The organism is Escherichia sp. MOD1-EC7003 (assembly GCF_002965065.1).
Classification (GTDB): Bacteria; Pseudomonadota; Gammaproteobacteria; order Enterobacterales; family Enterobacteriaceae; genus Escherichia.
In genome coordinates this window covers 1-20,793 of the sequence record NZ_PTRE01000015.1, presented here as the reverse complement: position 1 = coordinate 20,793, position 20,793 = coordinate 1, and the positions used below count along the sequence as shown (strand labels likewise).

At 53.3% G+C, this 20,793-nt stretch carries 17 protein-coding genes and 1 pseudogene; 8 read left to right on the top strand and 10 right to left on the bottom strand.

What is annotated here, in order from left to right; all coding sequences use genetic code 11:
* The first annotated feature begins 7 nt into the window (after window positions 1-7).
* On the top strand, window positions 8-631 hold the full coding sequence (locus A7090_RS02180; protein WP_000964221.1) for a TRIC cation channel family protein: 624 nt from the start codon (window positions 8-10) through the stop codon (window positions 629-631).
* Between the two features lie 46 nt (window positions 632-677).
* On the opposite strand, the gene erpA is transcribed toward A7090_RS02180, so the two are convergent.
* The 4 genes from erpA to yadX are packed head-to-tail and all read right to left on the bottom strand — an operon-like array spanning window position 678 to window position 2,584.
* Entirely contained in the window at window positions 678-1,022 is a 345-nt protein-coding gene (gene erpA, locus A7090_RS02175) for an iron-sulfur cluster insertion protein ErpA (protein WP_001295564.1), read from the bottom strand.
* Entirely contained in the window at window positions 1,015-1,080 is a 66-nt protein-coding gene (gene yadW / locus A7090_RS25675; protein ID WP_120795373.1) for a small protein YadW, read from the bottom strand. The genes erpA and yadW overlap by 8 nt, the downstream gene beginning before the upstream one ends.
* 23 nt (window positions 1,081-1,103) lie before the next feature.
* Window positions 1,104-2,525: a H(+)/Cl(-) exchange transporter ClcA gene (clcA, locus tag A7090_RS02170; protein ID WP_105272857.1), complete on the bottom strand. Its 1,422-nt coding sequence runs from the start codon at window positions 2,523-2,525 to the stop codon at window positions 1,104-1,106.
* 11 nt (window positions 2,526-2,536) lie between these two features.
* On the bottom strand, window positions 2,537-2,584 hold the full coding sequence (gene yadX / locus A7090_RS26410) for a protein YadX (protein WP_211180485.1): 48 nt from the start codon (window positions 2,582-2,584) through the stop codon (window positions 2,537-2,539).
* 165 nt (window positions 2,585-2,749) lie between these two features.
* Between yadX and hemL the strand changes: the two genes are divergently transcribed.
* Complete coding sequence (gene hemL / locus A7090_RS02165; RefSeq protein ID WP_105272856.1) at window positions 2,750-4,030, top strand: glutamate-1-semialdehyde 2,1-aminomutase; 1,281 nt, start codon at window positions 2,750-2,752, stop codon at window positions 4,028-4,030.
* A 157-nt stretch (window positions 4,031-4,187) separates the two neighbouring features.
* On the opposite strand, the gene fhuB is transcribed toward hemL, so the two are convergent.
* The 6 genes and pseudogenes from fhuB to hrpB all read right to left on the bottom strand — a co-directional run bounded on the left by fhuB (window position 4,188) and on the right by hrpB (window position 15,416).
* Window positions 4,188-6,170, bottom strand: a complete 1,983-nt coding sequence (gene fhuB, locus A7090_RS02160) for a Fe(3+)-hydroxamate ABC transporter permease FhuB (RefSeq protein WP_105272855.1) — start codon at window positions 6,168-6,170, stop codon at window positions 4,188-4,190.
* Entirely contained in the window at window positions 6,167-7,057 is an 891-nt protein-coding gene (gene fhuD, locus A7090_RS02155; protein ID WP_105272854.1) for a Fe(3+)-hydroxamate ABC transporter substrate-binding protein FhuD, read from the bottom strand. The genes fhuB and fhuD overlap by 4 nt, the downstream gene beginning before the upstream one ends.
* Window positions 7,057-7,854 carry a Fe3+-hydroxamate ABC transporter ATP-binding protein FhuC gene (gene fhuC / locus A7090_RS02150; RefSeq protein WP_105272853.1) on the bottom strand — a complete coding sequence of 266 codons (798 nt, stop codon included), beginning with the start codon at window positions 7,852-7,854 and terminating at the stop codon, window positions 7,057-7,059. The genes fhuD and fhuC overlap by 1 nt, the downstream gene beginning before the upstream one ends.
* Before the next feature lie 50 nt (window positions 7,855-7,904).
* Window positions 7,905-10,148 (bottom strand): annotated as a pseudogene (fhuA, locus tag A7090_RS02145) (ferrichrome porin FhuA).
* A 219-nt stretch (window positions 10,149-10,367) separates the two neighbouring features.
* A complete protein-coding gene (gene mrcB, locus A7090_RS02140; RefSeq protein ID WP_105272852.1) occupies window positions 10,368-12,893 on the bottom strand; it encodes a bifunctional glycosyl transferase/transpeptidase in 2,526 nt (841 codons plus the stop codon).
* 93 nt (window positions 12,894-12,986) lie between these two features.
* Window positions 12,987-15,416 (bottom strand): ATP-dependent helicase HrpB, encoded by a 2,430-nt coding sequence (gene hrpB, locus A7090_RS02135; protein ID WP_105272851.1) that lies wholly within the window; start codon window positions 15,414-15,416, stop codon window positions 12,987-12,989.
* Window positions 15,417-15,489: 73 nt separating this feature from the next.
* Here hrpB and thpR point away from each other — a divergent pair, with 73 nt between their 5' ends.
* The 6 genes from thpR to folK all read left to right on the top strand — a co-directional run bounded on the left by thpR (window position 15,490) and on the right by folK (window position 20,267).
* Complete coding sequence (gene thpR, locus A7090_RS02130; protein ID WP_105272850.1) at window positions 15,490-16,020, top strand: RNA 2',3'-cyclic phosphodiesterase; 531 nt, start codon at window positions 15,490-15,492, stop codon at window positions 16,018-16,020.
* Window positions 16,021-16,034: 14 nt separating this feature from the next.
* A complete protein-coding gene (gene sfsA, locus A7090_RS02125) occupies window positions 16,035-16,739 on the top strand; it encodes a DNA/RNA nuclease SfsA (RefSeq protein WP_105272849.1) in 705 nt (234 codons plus the stop codon).
* A 177-nt stretch (window positions 16,740-16,916) separates the two neighbouring features.
* The gene (dksA, locus tag A7090_RS02120; protein WP_001155227.1) at window positions 16,917-17,372 is read left to right on the top strand and encodes an RNA polymerase-binding protein DksA; all 456 of its coding nucleotides are present in this window, start codon (window positions 16,917-16,919) and stop codon (window positions 17,370-17,372) included.
* A gap of 65 nt (window positions 17,373-17,437) precedes the next feature.
* Window positions 17,438-18,334: a tRNA glutamyl-Q(34) synthetase GluQRS gene (gene gluQRS, locus A7090_RS02115; protein ID WP_105272848.1), complete on the top strand. Its 897-nt coding sequence runs from the start codon at window positions 17,438-17,440 to the stop codon at window positions 18,332-18,334.
* 59 nt (window positions 18,335-18,393) lie between these two features.
* Window positions 18,394-19,791, top strand: coding sequence for a polynucleotide adenylyltransferase PcnB (gene pcnB, locus A7090_RS02110; protein ID WP_206748387.1), 1,398 nt, complete (start codon window positions 18,394-18,396; stop codon window positions 19,789-19,791).
* Complete coding sequence (gene folK / locus A7090_RS02105) at window positions 19,788-20,267, top strand: 2-amino-4-hydroxy-6-hydroxymethyldihydropteridine diphosphokinase (RefSeq protein ID WP_105272846.1); 480 nt, start codon at window positions 19,788-19,790, stop codon at window positions 20,265-20,267. The genes pcnB and folK overlap by 4 nt, the downstream gene beginning before the upstream one ends.
* Window positions 20,268-20,793: the final 526 nt, after the last annotated feature.

Below are 20,793 nucleotides of genomic sequence, written 5' to 3'. Positions count from 1 at the left end.
TAGAACAATGCTCGTCTATTGGCTGGATATAGTCGGCACAGCGGTATTTGCCATCTCCGGCGTTTTACTCGCCGGAAAATTGCGTATGGACCCTTTTGGTGTCCTGGTATTGGGCGTGGTTACCGCAGTAGGCGGCGGGACAATTCGCGACATGGCGCTGGATCACGGCCCGGTATTTTGGGTGAAAGATCCCACCGATCTGGTCGTTGCAATGGTCACCAGCATGCTGACCATCGTGCTGGTGCGCCAGCCAAGACGCTTACCAAAATGGATGTTGCCGGTGCTGGATGCCGTTGGTCTGGCGGTGTTTGTCGGTATTGGCGTGAATAAAGCCTTTAATGCGGAAGCTGGTCCGTTAATCGCGGTCTGTATGGGCGTCATTACTGGCGTTGGCGGCGGGATCATTCGTGATGTACTGGCCCGCGAAATCCCCATGATTTTACGCACAGAAATCTACGCAACAGCCTGTATTATCGGCGGTATTGTGCACGCTACGGCTTATTACACATTTTCCGTACCACTGGAAACAGCCAGTATGATGGGCATGGTCGTGACGCTATTGATTCGGCTGGCGGCTATTCGTTGGCACCTTAAGCTACCGACGTTTGCGCTGGATGAGAATGGGCGTTGAAGAGAGAAGATATGCCGGATAGCTTATCCGGCACATGAACAACAGTTTAGATGCTGAAGGAAGAACCGCAACCGCAGGTGCTTTTCGCGTTCGGGTTGGTCACGATGAAACGAGAACCTTCCAGACCTTCGGTATAGTCAACGGAACCGCCGACCAGATATTGCAGGCTCATCGGGTCAACCACCAGGCCAACGCCCTGTTTTTCGATGGTCATATCACCTTCGTTCACCTGATCATCAAAGGTGAAACCATACTGGAAGCCGCTGCAACCACCACCGGTGATATACACGCGTAATTTCAGATTCGGGTTATCTTCGTCAGCGATCAGGCTTTTAACTTTGTTGGCTGCTGCATCGGTAAACTCCAGCGGCAGTGCTACGTCATCACTCATATTTTGCTCCAAACGACATCGGCAATTGGGCAAATTCTAACCCAATAATAATCGCCATTATCTAATACCCTGGTATTTCGTTCAAGTATTCTCGCTGGCTGATGCGGCCTTGCTTCGCGCCAGTTGCTCAGCTTCCTGTTTTGCCAGTGTGCGCGCAAGAATCGCCGAGTATAGCGGTTTCCCGCCGGTAAATTGTGCCAATAGTGTTGCGCCAAGACCGGTAATAATCATTGGCAAAATGAGCTGGTAGTTATCGGTCATCTCCAGAACCAGGATAATCCCCGTTAGCGGCGCGCGAATAGATGCCGCCAGTAACGCCCCCATTCCGGCAATAGCAAACGTCCCCGCCTCAAGGTGATATTGCGGAAACAGCTCAACGGCAACCATTCCGAAAGCGGTTCCCAGCACAGTACCCAGCGCCAGCATCGGGGCAAAAATACCGCCCGGCGCGCCGGAAGAGAAGCAGAGTAAGGTGGTAATGATCCGCGCGACGAAGATAAACACCAGCATTCCCATGCTGAAATTTCCCGCCGTTGCGATAGGAATCAGGTTAAAACCGCCGCCCGAAGTTGCTGGTGCCACAAACCCCAGCAATCCACACAGACCGCCAATTGCACCGCCCATTAGCACCCATTTGGTAATATTGCCGCCGTGCACACGGTGCAGCAAATCCTGCATCCCCAGCACCCATTTATTAAAAATAGGGCCGAAAATGCCAAAAATAATACCGAGGATTAGATAAAGCCATAGCGTATTAAGCGGCGCGTCAGAAAGTTTACCGACGTCAATCAATGCAACTTCATGATTAAAAATCCGGTACATAATGGTCGACATAATGACGCCAATAAATACCGCTTTAATCGAAATTAATGTATAGCGAAACTGCGGACGCATCTCTTCGATAATAAACAGAATCCCTGCCAGCGGCGCGTTAAAGGCCGCCGCAAGCCCGGCAGCTGCACCGGTTGCCAGCAGCGTATGGCGAGCTTCGTCACCTTTCAGGCGAAAAATATCAAGCACCATCCGACCGATATTACCGCCGAGCTGCACGGTTGGCCCTTCGCGCCCCAGCACCATGCCGCCGCCGAGTGTCCCCAGCCCGCCAAAGAATTTCACCGGCAATACACGCCACCAGCGAACGGGACGTTGATCTTCCAGCGCCCCTTCAATTTCCGGGATACCCGAACCACCTGCTTCCGGCGCGTATTTGCGCACCAAAAAGTAGCCGAACATCGCCAACACCGCCGAACAGAGAAAAGCGACGGTTAACAGAAGTGGATAATTATCAGCAGTATGTACCAGCGCCCCCATACGCTGGTTCTGCAACCAGGTGACGCCTTTATCAAAAGCAACCGCCGCCAGCCCGACAAGCGTGCCGACGACTGCCGCCATAAACAAAATAGCTAATGGGGTTTTATCGCGCTCAAGAAGTTGGCGAATCAGTTGTCTGCGTCGCAGACGCGCAGCCTGCGGTGTTTCTAAAGAGGGAGTATCAGTTTTCATCCAATGATCACTTATTGGTCATACAAATAAGATGACGGCATTTTACTCGCACGTTCCATGAAAATCCTTTGCAAAGCGTAATGTTTCAAATGCACAAAACTTTTATACTCTAAGAAATCAGGATTGCACCTGTACAAGCAACCTGATGTTTGACGAGTATTTAACTTGTTATGAATAACATAGAATAGCAGCCATTCACTTTTTCTACGAATCAGGACCCCTCCATGAGTAAGTCTGAAAATCTTTACAGCGCAGCGCGCGAGCTGATCCCTGGCGGTGTGAACTCCCCTGTTCGCGCCTTTACTGGCGTGGGCGGCACTCCACTGTTTATCGAAAAAGCGGACGGCGCTTATCTGTACGATGTAGATGGCAAAGCCTATATCGATTATGTCGGTTCCTGGGGGCCGATGGTGCTGGGTCATAACCATCCGGCGATCCGCAATGCTGTGATAGAAGCCGCCGGGCGCGGTCTGAGCTTTGGCGCACCGACCGAAATGGAAGTGAAAATGGCGCAACGGGTGACCGAACTGGTCCCGACCATGGATATGGTGCGCATGGTGAACTCCGGCACCGAGGCGACGATGAGCGCCATCCGTCTGGCCCGTGGTTTTACCGGTCGCGACAAAATCATTAAATTCGAAGGTTGCTACCACGGTCACGCTGACTGCCTGCTGGTAAAAGCCGGTTCTGGCGCACTCACCTTAGGTCAGCCAAACTCGCCGGGCGTTCCGGCAGATTTCGCCAAACATACCTTAACATGTACTTATAACGATCTGGCTTCTGTACGCGCCGCGTTTGAGCAATACCCGCAAGAAATTGCCTGTATTATCGTCGAGCCGGTGGCCGGCAATATGAACTGTGTTCCACCGCTGCCAGAGTTCCTGCCGGGTCTGCGCGCGCTGTGCGACGAATTTGGTGCGTTGCTGATCATCGATGAAGTGATGACCGGTTTCCGCGTGGCGCTGGCTGGCGCACAGGATTATTACGGCGTAGTGCCAGATCTCACCTGCCTGGGCAAAATCATCGGCGGTGGAATGCCGGTAGGCGCATTCGGTGGTCGTCGTGATGTAATGGATGCGCTGGCCCCGACCGGTCCGGTCTATCAGGCGGGTACGCTTTCCGGTAACCCGATTGCGATGGCAGCCGGTTTTGCCTGTCTGAATGAGGTCGCACAGCCGGGCGTTCACGAGACGCTGGATGAGCTGACAACGCGTCTGGCAGAAGGTCTGCTGGAAGCGGCAGAAGAAGCGGGTATTCCGCTGGTGGTAAACCACGTCGGCGGCATGTTCGGTATCTTCTTTACCGACGCCAAGTCCGTGACGTGCTATCAGGACGTAATGGCCTGTGACGTCGAGCGCTTTAAACGTTTCTTCCATATGATGCTGGATGAAGGTGTTTACCTGGCACCGTCGGCGTTTGAAGCGGGCTTTATGTCTGTGGCGCACAGCATGGAAGATATCAATAACACCATCGATGCTGCACGTCGGGTGTTTGCGACGTTGTGATCCCGCATTGTTTGTCGGATGCGGCGTAAACGCCTTATCCGACCTACAGATCAGGAGCGTTTATAGGCCCGATAAGACGCCCCAGCGTCGCATCGGGCATCCTTTGCCGCGTAAACGCTTTATCCATCCAGGAGTTAAGGGCCGTTATATGGAAAAATTAACGGCTCTGCTTTCTCAACAAATAGATAAAATACGGCGCGCCGATAAAGGTCGACAGCAGCCCCGCTGGGATCTGGAATGGAAACAGCACCATTCGCCCACACCAGTCAGCGAACACCAGCAGTAATCCTCCCACCAGCGCCGAAATCACGATGTGCGGCATCGTCCGTCGAAAGCCCATCATCCGTGCCATATGCGGAGCCATTAAACCGACAAAACTCAATGGTCCAATGGTCATCGTCGCGGTCGCCGTCAGGCAAGCCGCTAACAGCAGCAGTGCAATTCGCGTCGGCGTCAGCGCCATTCCCACGGCTCGTGCGGTATCACCGCCCAGCGGTAGAATGGTCAGCCAGCGGCGGCACAGCGGGGTAATTGCCAGCAAAATCACCATCACAATTCCGGTACGCCAGACCTGCGCATCGGTGGCGTTGTAGGTCGAACCAGAGATCCAGGTCAGCACTTGCGCCATTCGCGGGTCACCACTTGCCTGCAACATCATCAAAAGCATGCTGAACGCGGTGCTTAACGCCATCCCCGCCAGTAACATGCGGTGTGGGGAAAATCCACCGCGCCCGGCAGCAAGCATAATGATCAGCAGCGTCGCCGCCGCACCGAGGCTCCCCGCAGGCAGCAACCAACCAAAGGCATTACCTGGCACTAAAAACAGCATCAGCACCACGCCAAACGCCGCGCCGGAGCTAATCCCCAGCACTTCGGGGCTTGCCATCGGGTTTCCGGTCAGCCGCTGGATAATGCAACCCGCCACCGCCAGCATCACACCCGCAAACAGTGCTGCCATAATTCGTGGCCAGCGCCAAGGCATCAAATCCTCGAACAACGCCCCGCTTGCCCACGCCCAGCCGTGCGCATCTCGACCAAACGACAGCGACACCAGCACGGCAATCACCAGCAGTACGCCGCCCGCAAGGGCAAACGCCAGCACATGTTGGCGTTCAGCAGCGACCCGATCGTTAACCTTCATATCTGGCGCGCTAATGCTGCGTAAACGCGGCAGCAGCCACAGCAGTATCGGCGCACCAATCAGTGCAGTGACTGAACCGGTGGAAACCTCCATCCACACACGAGTCAGCCAGAGGATGATTTGATCGGAAAGCCAGAGGATCAATGCACCAATCAGCGACGCCAGCAGCAGTCTTGGCAGCAGTCGCCGCGCGCCCAGCATTTTTGCCAGCAGCGGCGCGAACAAACCGATAAAGCCGATAATCCCTACCGCGTTCACCAGCAGAGCACTGATGACTATCGCCAACGACAGTGCCGCCAGACGCGCCAGCGACAAGGCCAGTCCGAGATTACGCGCCACACCATCATCAAGCCCCATCAGGGTTAACGGGCGAAGTAGTAGCAACGTCAGCATCACGCCGCCCAGCAGCTGCGGCCATAAACGCTCAACGCCACCCCAGTCGGTTTGCGTCAGCGTTCCAGTACTCCACAGGAACATGCTTTGCAGCTGGTCGTGATGGAAGATAACCAGTAACTGATTAATTGCCCCGCAATAAAGGCTCACTACCAGCCCTGCGAGGATCAGCGTTACCGGCGAAAGCCGTTTCCCCCACGCGACGCCAAAGACGATTAAGCCAACGACGCAAGCGCCTGCCAGCGCGGCAAACTGGCTCGCCATCGCCCCAGGGATCGCCCAGAGCGTAGTGACGGTAATTCCCAGTTGCGCGCCTGTAGCAACGCCCAGCGTCGTCGGTTCTGCCAGCGGGTTACGCAGCACTTGCTGAAACAGTACGCCCACCAGCCCCAGACCCGCGCCCACCAGTAGAGAAATCGTCAGACGCGGCAGCAAGCTGTAGTGAAAAATCATCTGCTCGATGAGGTCAATATCCGGCGACCAGGCAGCCTGCGCCCACTGGCTACGCGGCAGCGCCTGCGAGAAGTTCATCCAGGTCAGCGCCGTAGCGACAATCACCAGCAGCGCCAGCAATAATGCCGGGAAAAGCGCAATACGTTTACTCACGCTTTACCTCCAATGGCGTTGTCCAGAACGCGCACAAAGTGCATTGCCGAGAGTGTCGCGCCATAGAACCAGACGGCGGGTACGCGCTGAAAGCGTCCAGCACGGACAAACGGCATTGCCTGCCACAGCGGGGTTGCCATTAGCGCGTCCATGTCTTTGCTGTTGTCATGATCAAAACAGAGCACATCAACGTCTTTATACGCTGCCAGACGATCGATACTGACGGCGGTACTGCCCCAGAAGTTGGTTTCCCCCTGCCAGGCATTTGGGATGCCGTATTCATCGAGAATTTCCTGGAACAAGCTGTTTGGACCGAAGACCAGCATATGGCGCGGATCGATAAGCGTCGTCAGTAATAACGGGCGTGCACCACGCTTCACAAAGCGAGGTTTCATACTGCGAATAACATCTTCATATTGCGCTAAATGCGTTTCGGCTGCGCTTTGCAGGTTAAGTAAATTTGCCATTTCCGTCAGCGATTTACGCGCCATCGCCAGCGGCTTTTTGCCATCGCTGAAGTTAAATCCGCGCCCCGGCGCAATGCGTGCCAGCATTTCTGGTGAAGGGCCATATCCCGCCGACCAGACCATAAACGACGGTTTCATTTCGGTCAGCAATTCGAGGTTAGGTTCTGTACGCAAACCAACGTCAATTACCGATTCCGGCAATGGCGGTTCGCTGACCCACAAGCGATAGCTAATGGTATCTGCCACGCCGTAAGGCACGATGCCGAGCGCCAGCAGTAATTCCACCGGCAACCACTCCAGCGCCACAATACGATTAAGATCAATAGCCGCCGCGCGGGCGGTATTCATCTGCCATAACAACGGAGTAAGTGCCATCGCCGTTAACAGTCGACGGCGCGAAATTAGAGGTAAGCCGCTCATCAATAAACAAAACTCACAGGTGCAGCACCCGCCGGATGCGGCAAAATCCCCATCGGGATGCCATAAATCATTTCGAGGGTTTCGCCGCGCATCATTTCCGCAGGCGTTCCCTGCGCAATCATTTCACCGCCGCGCAGAGCAACCAGATAATCACAGTAGCGCGCCGCCATATTGATATCATGCAGCACGGCAATGACCGTCAGGCCACGTTCCTGACTTAAACGGTGCACCAGCGCCAGTACATCAACCTGGTGGGCGATATCCAGCGCCGAGGTTGGTTCGTCCAGCAACAGACAGCGGCTATCCTGCGCTACCAGCATGGCGATCCACGCCCGCTGACGTTCGCCGCCAGAGAGGCTATCGACCAGTCGATGCGCCAGCGATTTTAACCCAACCAGCGCGATAGCTTCCTCGACCTTTTCGCGATCTGCCACGCCAAAGCGCCCCAGCGCGCCATGCCACGGGTAACGGCCAATCGCCACCAGTTCACGCACCGTCATCCCTTCAGCCGGGGGAAGTTGCTGCGGCAAATAAGCCACTTTGCGGGCAAACGCTTTGCTGTTCCAGCTTTCCAGCGGCTGGGCATCCAGAAGAATCTCCCCTTCCGACGGTGGCTGATGACGGCCCAACATTTTTAACAGCGTGGATTTACCAGAACCGTTGTGACCAATCAGACCGGTCACTTTCCCGGCTGGAAAGGTTAACGACAGCGGATGCAAAAGCGTGCGCCCGGGCACACGAAAGGAGATATTACGCAGTGCAAAAGTGGTATCGGAATGATTCGTGTATTCCTGCATAACAGCCAACTTGTGAAATGGGCACGGAAATCCGTGCCCCAAAAGAGAAATTAGAAACGGAAGGTTGCGGTTGCAACGACCTGACGTTCTGCGCCCCAGAAGCAGCCATAAGTGTTAAAGCAGCTGGCGACGTATTCACGATCGAACAGGTTGTTGACATGCAGCGCCACGTTGGAGCCCGCCATGCCGACTCGCGCCAGATCATAACGCACTAACGCATCCACGACCGTATAACTTCCCACTTTAAAGGAGTTAGCCGGATCACCATAGCTGGAGCCAGTATAACGACCACCAGTACCCAGCGTTAAACCAGAGAGCGAGCCTTCAAAGAAGGTATAGTCAGCCCATAAGGATGCCATATGTTTTGGCACCTGTGCAGGCGTATTGCCTTTGTAGTTGGTGTCAGTAGTAAATTCCGCATCGGTATAGGTGTACGAACCAACCACGTTAACGCTCGCCGACAACGCTGCTTTCGCTTCCAGTTCCACGCCACGCGCACGAATCTCACCGCCTTAAACCGAGAAATATGAACCATTCGGGTCCGCCATCAGGTTGTTGGTTTTGGTGAGCTGATACAGCGCGCCAGTCACCACAATTGGGCGATCTTCTGGCACATATTTCACGCCGACTTCATACTGTTTGCCTTTTGACGGTGCAAAAATGTTACCACTTTCACCCGTCTGTGAAGCAGGTTCAAACGATTCACTGTAGCTGAAATACGGCGTTACGCCGTTGTCGAACAGGTAGTTAACACCACCACGCCAGGTGAACTGTTTATCATCACGTTTATCGGTATTACCTGAAACGCGATTGAAAGACTCTTGATCTGCCCAGTCATAACGACCTCCCAGTGTGACGAGCACGTTATCCCACTGAGCCTGATCCTGAACATAAACGCCTGTTTGCTTTTGCTTATTCAGGATTTGGTAAGGGCCGGAGTTATCCGGGTCTTTGGCATTGAAATCGAAATCGGTATTCACCGGATTGTACAGATCGAGCAGCGGTACGGAGTCGTCGTAACCAAACCAGGCGTTGATGTCATTACGCATTCGCATGAAATCGACACCCGTCAGCAGGGTATGGTCGATATCGCCGGTGGCAAACTTGCTCTGCAACTGGGTATCAACGGAGAAGTTTTGCAGCTTCTCATCATCAACAACGTATTTACGTGCCAGGTAGTGACCTTTATCGGCTGGCGCTAAAGCGGCACACTGTTTGCTGTAAACATTCGCCGGATCGGAGCAGACGCCGTAACCATAAACGCTATTTTGCGAGGTTTTGTTTTCAGCAAAGCGCAAGTTCTGACGCACAGTAAAAGTATCGTTAAATTCGTGGTCGAAGCTGTAGCCCACCATTTTCTCATTACGAGAATAGGTGTTGTTTTTCGCCCCATCGTTAAAGTCTGTCGGCAGACGCTTACCGTTCGGCAACGTGTCAACCGTCCCCTCTTTCGGCAACCAGCCGTAATAACCGGTTTCCGGTTCATTCTGGAAGTAAGAAAGGAAAGTGAAATTGGTTTTATCATTCGGACGCCAGGTGAACGCTGGAGCAATAGCATAACGCTGCTCTTCAGCGCCCTTCTGCTGGGCATTGGCAGAACGCGCAAGACCGGTCAGGCGATAAGAGTAAACGCCGTCATCATCCAGTGCATCGCTGAAGTCAAAACCAGTCTGGAACAGGCTGTCAGTACCGGCTTTAAACTGAACTTCTTTCAATGGTTCCGTGGTCGGGCGCTTGCTAACCATGTTCAACAGGCCACCAGGACTGCTTTTACCGTAAAGCACGGAAACCGGACCACGCATAATTTCAGCACGTTCCAGCATATACGGATCAATAACTGCATCGTTATAGAAGTTACCCTGCATCTTCAGGCCATTCAGATAGTTGTTCTGGCTTTGGCCGTCAGCCGCGAAACCACGGATGATCAGGTAGTCGTAGGTGTTGGATGCGCCACGAGTTCCCACGGCAACGCCTGGGGTGTAGCTAAGCGCCTCTTTTACTGACTTAGGCTGATGCAGCGCCATCTCTTCGGCAGTCACAACAGAAATAGACTGTGGCACTTTTTGAATCGGCGTATCGGTTTTGGTGCCGGTAGCAGACTGTCGCGCAGCAATAGTTGCAGCTGGCCCCCATGCGCTTTCTTGCGGCGCAGGTGCAGCGGTAACGGTGATAGTGTCTTCTTTCGGTTCAACCGCTGCCTGTGCATAAACAGACATGCCGCTAACCGCTATGGCTACTACAACTGCGATTTTACGCAGTGAGTGTTTTGGCTGAGCAGTTTTGGAACGGGCCATTGGTATATCTCTGATGTGAAGTGAATGATAATGTAAATGAGAGTGATTATTATAAAGATAAGATAGTATTCGAAACGCTGGCGGGTTCGCAAGCGATACGCAATCTGAGCGTTCATGAAGGGTTAATAAACAACCAGATGAAAAGGAAGGGTTAATACTTTAGGTGGGATGTTATTTTACCGGATGGCAACTCGCCATCCGGTATTTCACGCTGAGACGTTAATTACTACCAAACATATCCTTGATCCAACCGGCTACACCGTCGCTGTCTTTCTGCTCTTGCTGAACAGGTTGCTGTTGCTGCGGCTGAGAAGACTGATCAAATGGATTGCCTGACGGTTGCTGCTGCATCTCACTCTGCTGGCACAGCGATTGTGGATCGCTGGTCCAGACCGGTAGGACACGCATGCCACCGCTGCAAACAAAGTTGCCGTCGTAGTCCACGCCCATATCTGCAATATCTTCTGGTGGAACAAGATTCAGCGGCGTTGGCGTCTGGTTAGCCAGATAACGCTGATAAATCGACATGGCCCCGCTGGCACCATACAGTTTAGTCGGCTGGTTGTTATCACGGCCTACCCAGGTGATGGTCACCGTGCTGCCGTCAATGCCTGCAAACCAGGTATCAACGTTGTTGTTGGTTGTCCCCGTTTTGCCTGCCAGATGCAGATTTGGATATTTCGCCCCAAGCTGACGCCCCGTACCGCGTTGTACAACCTGCTGCATGGTCCATAGTGTCAGATACGCCGCCTGCGCCGGAACAGCACGTTCTGCCTGCGGGAAGCTCTGATACAGCACCTTGCCATCTTCCGCGATTACCGAACGCAGCGCAGAAAGCGGTGCACGGTTACCGCCGCTGGCGATGGTCTGGAATGCCTGCGCCACTTCAATTGGCGTTAAGTTCAACGCTCCCAGCAGCATTGCCGGAACCGGATGCAGCTGATCTTTCGGCACGCCCAGTTTAATCCAGGTATCCGTAACCGCAGGCAGCCCCAGCGCCATCCCCAGATTCACCGTCGGCACGTTCATCGAACGAGTCAACGCATCCACCAGCATCACTCTGCCACTTTCGCTATAACGGCGATCATCGTTTTGCGGTGACCAGACCTGGCCATTCGGCTGACGCAGCGCGATTGGCGCATCCGCAATCCACGTGTTCAGGCGATAGATTTTCGGCTGGCTTAAAGCCGTCAGATAAGTCGCCGGTTTTGCAAGGGAACCAATCGAACGACGCGCCTGCATCGCACGGTTGTAGCCCGCAAACTGCGGCTCAGAACCACCGACCATCGCACGAACTTCACCACTAAAGCGGTCGACGACCACAATCGCGGTTTCCAGATCGCTCAACTTACGCTGTTTCTTCAGTGCCGGAATGCCTTCCACAGCGGCTTTTTCTGCCGCGTCCTGGGCCACAGAGTCAAAGGTTGTGAAAATCTTCACGCCGGAGAGATCTTTTACCTTATCGCCCAGTTTCGCCTGCAGCTCCTGACGCACCAGTTGCATAAAGGCTGGCTGTGGAGAGATTACCCCACCGCGCGGCTGAACACCCAGCGGACGCGCACTCAACATGTCATAGAGTTCTTGATCAATAATCTGTTGCTGTTGCAGCAGTCGCAGTACCAGATTACGTCGCTCCAGCGCCAGTTTCGGGTTACGCCACGGGTTATAGATAGACGCGCCTTTCACCATACCAACCAACAACGCCTGCTGATCGAGGCTCAATTCTTCTACCGGGCGACCAAAGTAATACAGGCTCGCCAGCGGGAAGCCGCGGATTTCGTTGTCACCGCTCTGACCGAGATACACCTCGTTCATATACAGCTCAAGAATGCGGTCTTTGCTGTAACGCGCGTCCATGATCAGCGCCATGTAAGCTTCGTTCGCTTTACGCCAGTAAGAACGTTCGCTGGAGAGGAACAGATTTTTCACCAACTGTTGCGTCAGCGTACTCGCTCCCTGCACCGTGCGTCCGGCTGTCAGGTTTGCCAGCACCGCACGTCCGATGGAGTAAAGACTGATCCCATCATGCTCGTAAAAATGACGGTCTTCTGTCGCCAGCAAAGTATCCACCAGCAAATCAGGGAAACCACTGCGCGGAACAAACAGACGTTGCTCACCATTTGGCGAGGAGATCATGGTGATCAGGCGCGGATCAAGACGGAAGAAACCGAACTGACGGTTGTTCTCCATATTGACGATGGTCGCCAGATGATCGCCATCAAAGGTCAGACGCGCACGCACCTGTCCTTCTTTGCTGTCCGGGAAATCAAACGGACGGCGGATCATCTCAATACTGTTGGCCTGCACAGTAAATTCGCCAGGGCGCGTCATTTTCGACACCTGACGATACTGGGTCGCCTCCAGCAACTTCACCATCTCGTTCTTGCTGATGGTCATGTCTGGCTCAAGGTTGACCATTCGGCCATAAACTGCCGCAGGCAGTTGCCAGACCTTGCCATCAATACGGCTGCGAATTTTTTGATCGAGATAAACGCCGTAAATGGCGATCAGCACGGCAAAAACAATAGCCAGTTTTAGCAGCAACCATAACCAGCCGCGTTTGCCACGAGGCTTACGCCCTTTGCCTTTGCCCTTACCTTTGCGCGGCATCGGTTCTTCATCCTCATAGTCATCATAATCGTCGTAATCATCGTCATCTTCGTAACGACGACGGCTTACCTTTTGTTTGACCGGACGCGTCGGTTTCCTTTTGCGTCCAATTGGCTCGCGATCATTCCCGGCCATGCTTTTTCTCCGCAATATTCAGGCGCAAAAGCCCAATTTTCTGTTCTTCTGTAACAAGACAGAAGAAGATATCTCTCAAATTTGCTTTGGTGTTCACGAATACTTTTTCGTCCGTCGCGTTGGCGCCGTGTTTGCCGGGTCGTCCGGCCAGACGTGTTTGGGATAACGCCCTTTCATCTCTTTTTGCACCTCACGGTACGCTCCTTTCCAGAAGGCACTCAAATCTCGTGTGATTTGTAATGGCCTTTGGGCGGGTGAAAGCAACTCCAGCACCAGTGGCACGCGCCCCTGGGCGATCGTCGGATTGGTGGCCTCACCAAACATCTCCTGCATTCTCACCGCCAGCGCGGGCTGGTTATCTTCATGATAACGAATGGCGATCCGGCTTCCCGTCGGCACAGTGTAATGCGCAGGCAATTCACTATCCAGACGTTGCTGCATTCCCCAATCAAGTAATCCGCGTAGTGCCTGATAAATGTCGAGTGATTTCAGGCCGCGTAGTGAATGTACGCCGCTCATATGTGGCAGCAGCCACGTTTCCAGCGTCGCCAACAAACTTTCATCATCAACCGCTGGCCAGTCATATTCCGGCAACCACTTTGCGGCGCATAACAAACGCAAGCGTAGCTGTTCCGCTTCCACCGTCCAGTTGAGCACGCTTAAACCTTTATCACGAATGCCGTTAAGCATTGCCTGATGCAACTCGTCTTCTGAAGGTTTCGCCAGCGGCTGCACTTTTATCGTCAACTGACCGATTTGCAGCCGACGCCAGGCTTTCAGCGTACCTTGCGCGTCATCCCATTCCACGGTGTCAGATTGCTGCACCAGTTGCGGACAGCGTTGTACTAATTCATCGATATCGACCGGTAGCGCCAGTAAAATTCGCGCATCCGGCGAGGCGCTACCCTGCAATAATAACGGCGCGATCAACCATTCGTGGCGGCTTAGTGCGTCGTCGGCCTCAAGCATCGCCCCCATGCCGTTTGCCAGTTGATAACGTCCATCTTGCCCACGGCGGCGAGCAATGCGATCGGCAAACGCCCCGGCAAGTAGCGGTGCGATAAGTGAACTGTCTGCCTCGCCGCCGCGTATGTTTAAGCGCTTTAACAGTTGCTGGCTACGTTGCTGCCAGGCTGGTTGATTGCGCGAAAACGCCAAGTCCATGTCGCAGGTGCCCATCCGTGGTGGCTCTTCGAGAATGGCGGCAATTTTTGCAGCGGTCGCCGCTTCGTCGTCGTTCTTTGCGCTCACCAGCATTGCCGCTAAACGCGGATCGTTACCCAGCGTCGCCATTTTCTGCCCTTTCGTGCTCAGCCGTTCACCCTCCAGCGCCCCCAGCATCTGTAACAGACGTTTCGCGGCCTGTAGATTCACCGCTGGCGGTTGATCCAGCCAGCTCATCTGCGTCGGATCGCTGCATCCCCATTGCAGTAATTCCATCAGCAAACCGGAGAGATCGCTTTGTAAGATCTCCGGTTCACTTTGCGCAACAGCGCGTTCTGCTTGTTCTTTGGCGATTAAATGCAGGCAGATACCCGGCTCCAGACGCCCGGCACGCCCGGCGCGTTGCGTCATTGATGCCTGGCTAACGCGTTGAGTCATCAGTCGCGTTAGCCCCGTGCGCGGATCAAAGCGCGCCACACGTTCATGAGCACAATCCACCACCAGACGAATACCTTCGATGGTTAAACTGGTTTCAGCAATATTGGTCGCCAGCACTACTTTGCGTATTCCTTGCGGTGCCGGGAGGATCGCTTTTCGCTGCTCGTTCAGCGACAACGCGCCATAAAGCGGGCAGAGCAACACATCACTGCCGATGCGCGAAGTCAGTTGTTCCTGAACGCGCTGAATTTCTCCGACACCAGGTAAAAATAACAGTAATGATCCGCTTTCCTGACGCAGCAATTCGGCGGTGGCACTCGCCACGGCTTCATCAAAACGCTGATGAGCGGGCAGCGGTAAATAACGGCGTTCAACCGGAAACGAGCGCCCTTCTGAGATGACGACAGGCGCTTCTGGCAGCATCTGCTGTAAACGGTCGTTATCCAGCGTAGCCGACATAATCAGTAGTTTAAGGTCATCACGCAGACCGTGTTGCACATCGAGTAACAGCGCCAACGCCAGATCAGCCTGCAAACTGCGTTCATGAAATTCATCGAGGATCACCAGCCCAACACCGCTCAGTTCAGGGTCACGCTGAATCATGCGTGTCAACACGCCTTCAGTAACCACTTCCAGGCGGGTATCTGGCCCGACGCAGTTTTGCGCGCGCATCCGGTAGCCAACGGTATCGCCTGGCTTTTCGTTAAGCTGATCGGCCAGTCGTTGCGCAACGTTACGCGCCGCCAGACGACGCGGCTCCAACAGGATAATTTTTCCGTTAATGCCAGGATGCGCCAGTAGTTGCAGCGGCAGCCAGGTTGATTTTCCGGCCCCGGTCGGCGCATTTAATAACACCTGCGGCGCACCATCGAGGGCAGCAAGTAACTCAGGTAAGACGGCAGCAACGGGCAACGACGACACAAAACGCTCCAGAGGGTTAACATTCTTCGCGCCACATTGTAGCATCGCGGTAATTCATAACCGAGTGCCTCACATGTCTGAACCGCAACGGCTGTTCTTTGCTATTGACTTACCGGCAGAAATCCGCGAACAGATTATCCACTGGCGCGCCGCACAGTTCCCACCTGACGCGGGACGTCCGGTCGCCGCCGATAATTTACATCTGACACTGGCATTTTTAGGCGAAGTGAGCGCAGAGAAAGAGAAGGCACTTTCTCTTCTGGCCGGACGGATTCGTCAACCCGGTTTCACACTCACGCTTGATGACGCCGGTCAATGGCTGCGTTCGCGTGTGGTGTGGTTAGGGATGCGTCAGCCGCCACGCGGCTTAATCCAGTTGGCAGACTTGCTACGTTCACAGGCTGCCCGCAGTGGTTGTTTTCAAAGCAATCGTCCGTTTCATCCACATATCACCTTATTGCGCGATGCCAGCGAGGCGGTGACAATCCCGCCGCCAGGTTTTCACTGGTCGTATGCGGTGACGGAGTTCACCCTTTATGCCTCCTCGTTTGCCCGTGGACGTACACGCTACACGCCACTAAAACGCTGGGCGCTAACGCAATAACAAGGATTGTCGCAATGGAATTTTCTCCCCCTCTACAGCGCGCGACGCTAATTCAGCGTTACAAACGTTTTTTAGCCGATGTGATCACACCCGATGGTCACGAATTAACACTACACTGCCCGAATACGGGGGCCATGACCGGTTGTGCAACGCCTGGCGATACCGTCTGGTATTCGACTTCAGACAACACCAAACGGAAATACCCACACACCTGGGAATTAACGCAAAGCCAGAGCGGGGCATTTATTTGCGTCAATACACTTTGGGCTAACAGGTTGACGAAAGAGGCTATCCTTAATGAATCAATTTCAGAACTGTCAGGCTATAGCTCACTGAAAAGCGAAGTAAAATACGGCGCCGAGCGCAGTCGTATTGACTTTATGTTGCAGGCAGATTCGCGCCCAGACTGCTATATTGAAGTGAAATCGGTTACGTTAGCGGAGAACGAACAGGGATACTTTCCCGATGCGGTCACTGAACGAGGCCAGAAACACCTTCGGGAGTTGATGAGCGTAGCGGCTGAGGGCCAGCGTGCGGTTATCTTTTTCGCCGTGCTGCATTCAGCCATTACACGGTTTTCACCCGCGCGCCACATCGATGAGAAATACGCGCAACTATTGTCAGAAGCTCAACAGAGGGGGGTAGAAATTCTGGCTTACAAAGCGGAACTTTCTGCTGAAGGCATGGCTCTTAAAAAATCACTGCCGGTTACATTGTAGTAGAGTTAGTAACTGGTTAATTTACATTCTGGTCGCGTGCGCAAATACGCTTTTCCTCACACAGTTGTCAAGTGTTACGTTTAGATAATTGCTATCCGGAAAAGCATCTGCTATTTATAGCGGCCTCATTTTTCCCCCGAACATGGGGATCGATAGTGCGTGTTAAGGAGAAGCAACATGCAAGAAGGGCAAAACCGTAAAACATCGTCCCTGAGTATTCTCGCCATCGCTGGGGTGGAGCCATATCAGGAGAAGCCGGGCGAAGAGTATATGAACGAAGCCCAGCTGGCGCACTTCCGTCGTATTCTGGAAGCATGGCGTAATCAACTCAGGGATGAAGTCGATCGCACCGTTACACATATGCAGGATGAAGCAGCCAACTTCCCGGATCCGGTAGACCGTGCAGCCCAGGAAGAAGAGTTCAGCCTCGAACTGCGTAACCGCGATCGCGAGCGTAAGCTGATCAAAAAGATCGAGAAGACGCTGAAAAAAGTGGAAGACGAAGATTTCGGCTACTGCGAATCCTGCGGTGTTGAAATTGGTATTCGCCGTCTGGAAGCGCGCCCGACAGCCGATCTGTGCATCGACTGCAAAACGCTGGCTGAAATTCGTGAAAAACAGATGGCTGGCTAATTACAGCCGTTCCATCACATTTACCACAGGCGGGAAATGCTCCCGCCTTATTTTTAATCAAAGAGATGACAGACACACAGTATATTGGTCGCTTCGCCCCCTCACCTTCCGGCGAACTTCATTTTGGCTCTCTGATCGCCGCACTTGGCAGCTATCTACAGGCACGTGCCCGGCAAGGTCGCTGGCTGGTACGCATTGACGATATCGACCCGCCTCGTGAAGTTCCCGGTGCCGCAGAAACTATCCTGCGCCAGCTGGAACATTACGGTCTGCACTGGGACGGCGATGTTCTCTGGCAATCGCAACGTCACGACGCCTATCGCGAAGCACTCGCCTGGTTACGTGAGCAAGGCCTAAGTTATTACTGCACCTGTACGCGCGCGCGTATTCAAAGCATTGGCGGTATTTACGACGGTCACTGCCGGGAGTTGCATCATGGACCAGATAACGCCGCAGTGCGTATCTGCCAGCAGCATCCGGTCATCCAGTTTACTGACCTGCTGCGCGGCATTATTCACGCCGACGAAAAACTGGCGCGAGAAGATTTTATTATTCATCGCCGTGATGGTTTGTTTGCCTATAACCTGGCGGTGGTAGTGGATGATCACTTCCAGGGCGTAAGCGAAATTGTCCGCGGTGCAGATTTGATCGAACCGACAGTACGGCAAATCTCGCTGTACCAGCTTTTTGGCTGGCAGGTGCCAGATTACATTCATTTGCCACTGGCGCTTAACCCACAAGGCGCTAAACTTTCCAAGCAGAATCATGCGCCTGCATTGCCGAAAGGCGATCCGCGCCCGCTACTAATCGCGGCGCTTCAATTTCTGGGTCAGCAGGCAGAAACACACTGGCAGGATTTCAGCGTCGAGAAAATCCTCCAGTCAGCGGTCACAAACTGGACGCTGACTGCCGTGCCAGAGTCGGCAATTGTAAATTCAACATTCTCAAATGCCTCATGCTGAGCTATGATTAGCCGCTATTTTTTTGTCCTGAATGATGTTTGACACTACCGAGGTGTATTATTTTTACCCGAGTCGCTAATTTTTGCCGCAAGGTGCTAAGCCGCGAGGAGAGCGAGGCTGAACAGGCCGTCGCCCGTCCACAGGTGACGGTGATCCCGCGAGAGCAGCATGCTATTTCCCGCAAAGATATCAGTGAAAATGCCCTGAAGGTAATGTACAGGCTCAATAAAGCGGGATACGAAGCCTGGCTGGTTGGCGGCGGCGTGCGCGACCTGTTACTTGGCAAAAAGCCGAAAGATTTCGACGTGACCACTAACGCCACGCCTGAGCAGGTGCGCAAACTGTTCCGTAACTGCCGTCTGGTGGGGCGCCGTTTCCGTCTGGCTCATGTGATGTTTGGCCCGGAGATTATCGAAGTTGCGACCTTCCGTGGGCACCACGAAGGTAACGTCAGCGACCGCACGACCTCCCAACGCGGGCAAAACGGCATGTTGCTGCGCGACAACATTTTCGGTTCCATCGAAGAAGACGCCCAGCGCCGCGATTTCACTATCAACAGCCTGTATTACAGCGTGGCAGATTTTACTGTCCGTGATTACGTTGGCGGCATGAAAGATCTGAAGGACGGCGTTATCCGTCTGATTGGTAACCCGGAAACGCGCTACCGTGAAGATCCGGTACGTATGCTGCGCGCGGTACGTTTTGCCGCCAAGCTGGGCATGCGCATCAGCCCGGAAACCGCAGAACCAATCCCTCGCCTCGCTACCCTGCTGAACGATGTCCCACCGGCGCGCCTGTTTGAAGAGTCTCTTAAGCTGCTACAAGCAGGCTACGGTTACGAAACCTATAAACTGCTGTGTGAATATCACCTGTTCCAGCCGCTGTTCCCGACCATTACCCGCTACTTTACGGAAAATGGCGATAGCCCGATGGAGCGGATCATTGAGAATGTGCTAAAGAATACCGACACGCGTATCCATAACAATATGCGCGTGAATCCGGCATTCCTGTTTGCCGCCATGTTCTGGTATTCGCTACTGGAAACAGCACAGAAAATTGCTCAGGAAAGCGGCCTGACCTATCACGACGCTTTCGCGCTGGCGATGAACGACGTGCTGGACGAAGCCTGCCGTTCACTGGCGATCCCGAAACGCCTGACGACGTTAACCCGCGATATCTGGCTGTTGCAGTTGCGTATGTCCCGACGTCAGGGTAAACGCGCCTGGAAACTGCTGGAACATCCTAAGTTCCGTGCGGCTTATGACCTGTTGGCCTTGCGCGCTGAAGTTGAACGTAACGCTGAACTACAGCGTCTGGTGAAATGGTGGGGTGAGTTCCAGGTTTCCGCGCCGCCAGCCCAAAAAGGGATGCTGAACGAACTGGATGAAGAACCGTCACCGCGTCGTCGTACTCGTCGTCCGCGCAGACGTGCCCCGCGTCGTGAGGGCACCGCATGACCGTGGCGTATATTGCCATCGGCAGCAATCTGGCCTCTCCGCTGGAGCAGGTCAATGCTGCCCTGAAAGCATTAGATGACATTCCTGAAAGCCGCATTCTTGCCGTTTCTTCGTTTTACCGCACTCCACCGCTTGGCCCTCAGGATCAGCCAGATTACCTCAATGCTGCCGTAGCGCTGAAAACATCGCTCGCCCCTGAGGAGTTGCTTAATCACACTCAACGCATTGAGTTGCAACAAGGGCGCGTGCGTAAAGCTGAACGCTGGGGACCACGCACGCTGGACCTGGACATCATGCTGTTTGGCAATGAGATGATTAACACTGAACGCCTGACAGTGCCACACTATGATATGAAAAACCGCGGATTCATGCTGTGGCCACTGTTTGAAATCGCCCCTCAAGCCACCTTTCCCGACAACCAAACCATCGCGCAGGTATTGCATTCTGCGGGTTTTCCTGCGCCAGAGTTCTGGTAAGTCTCTCAGGGTCTTCTTGTGAAAAGGGTGGTTAACACCACGTGAAGATCAACTCCGACGCTTTTCTCGATAATACTTCATTATCTTTTCTGCTGATCCGTCAGGAGAAGCCCTGTTCATACAAAAAATTTTTGCCATCAAAACGATTAAGATCAATAAGTCTAGTTGTAAATAATAAATTTTATATCAATAACACAACAATATACAGCATAATATTTAACCAACCCATCTAAAAAATCAAAGAAAGACAATATAATATACATATATGATATTATATATTGAGGTAAGAAAGCACCACACTGCATGAACGATACTGACAAATTGACTCACGATAGATAATTTTTTTGATTTTTATATATTTACCACAAATATAAATAGAACATGTGATCGTCGAATTATCTTATTTATTTTCAATGTATTATTCAATACCCTTCACAATAATCCTAGCAAATCATGTCAATAGAAAACGATTATTCTTTCATGCATTGAATATAATTAACCTCTTGAATCTATTTAAACAAAATAT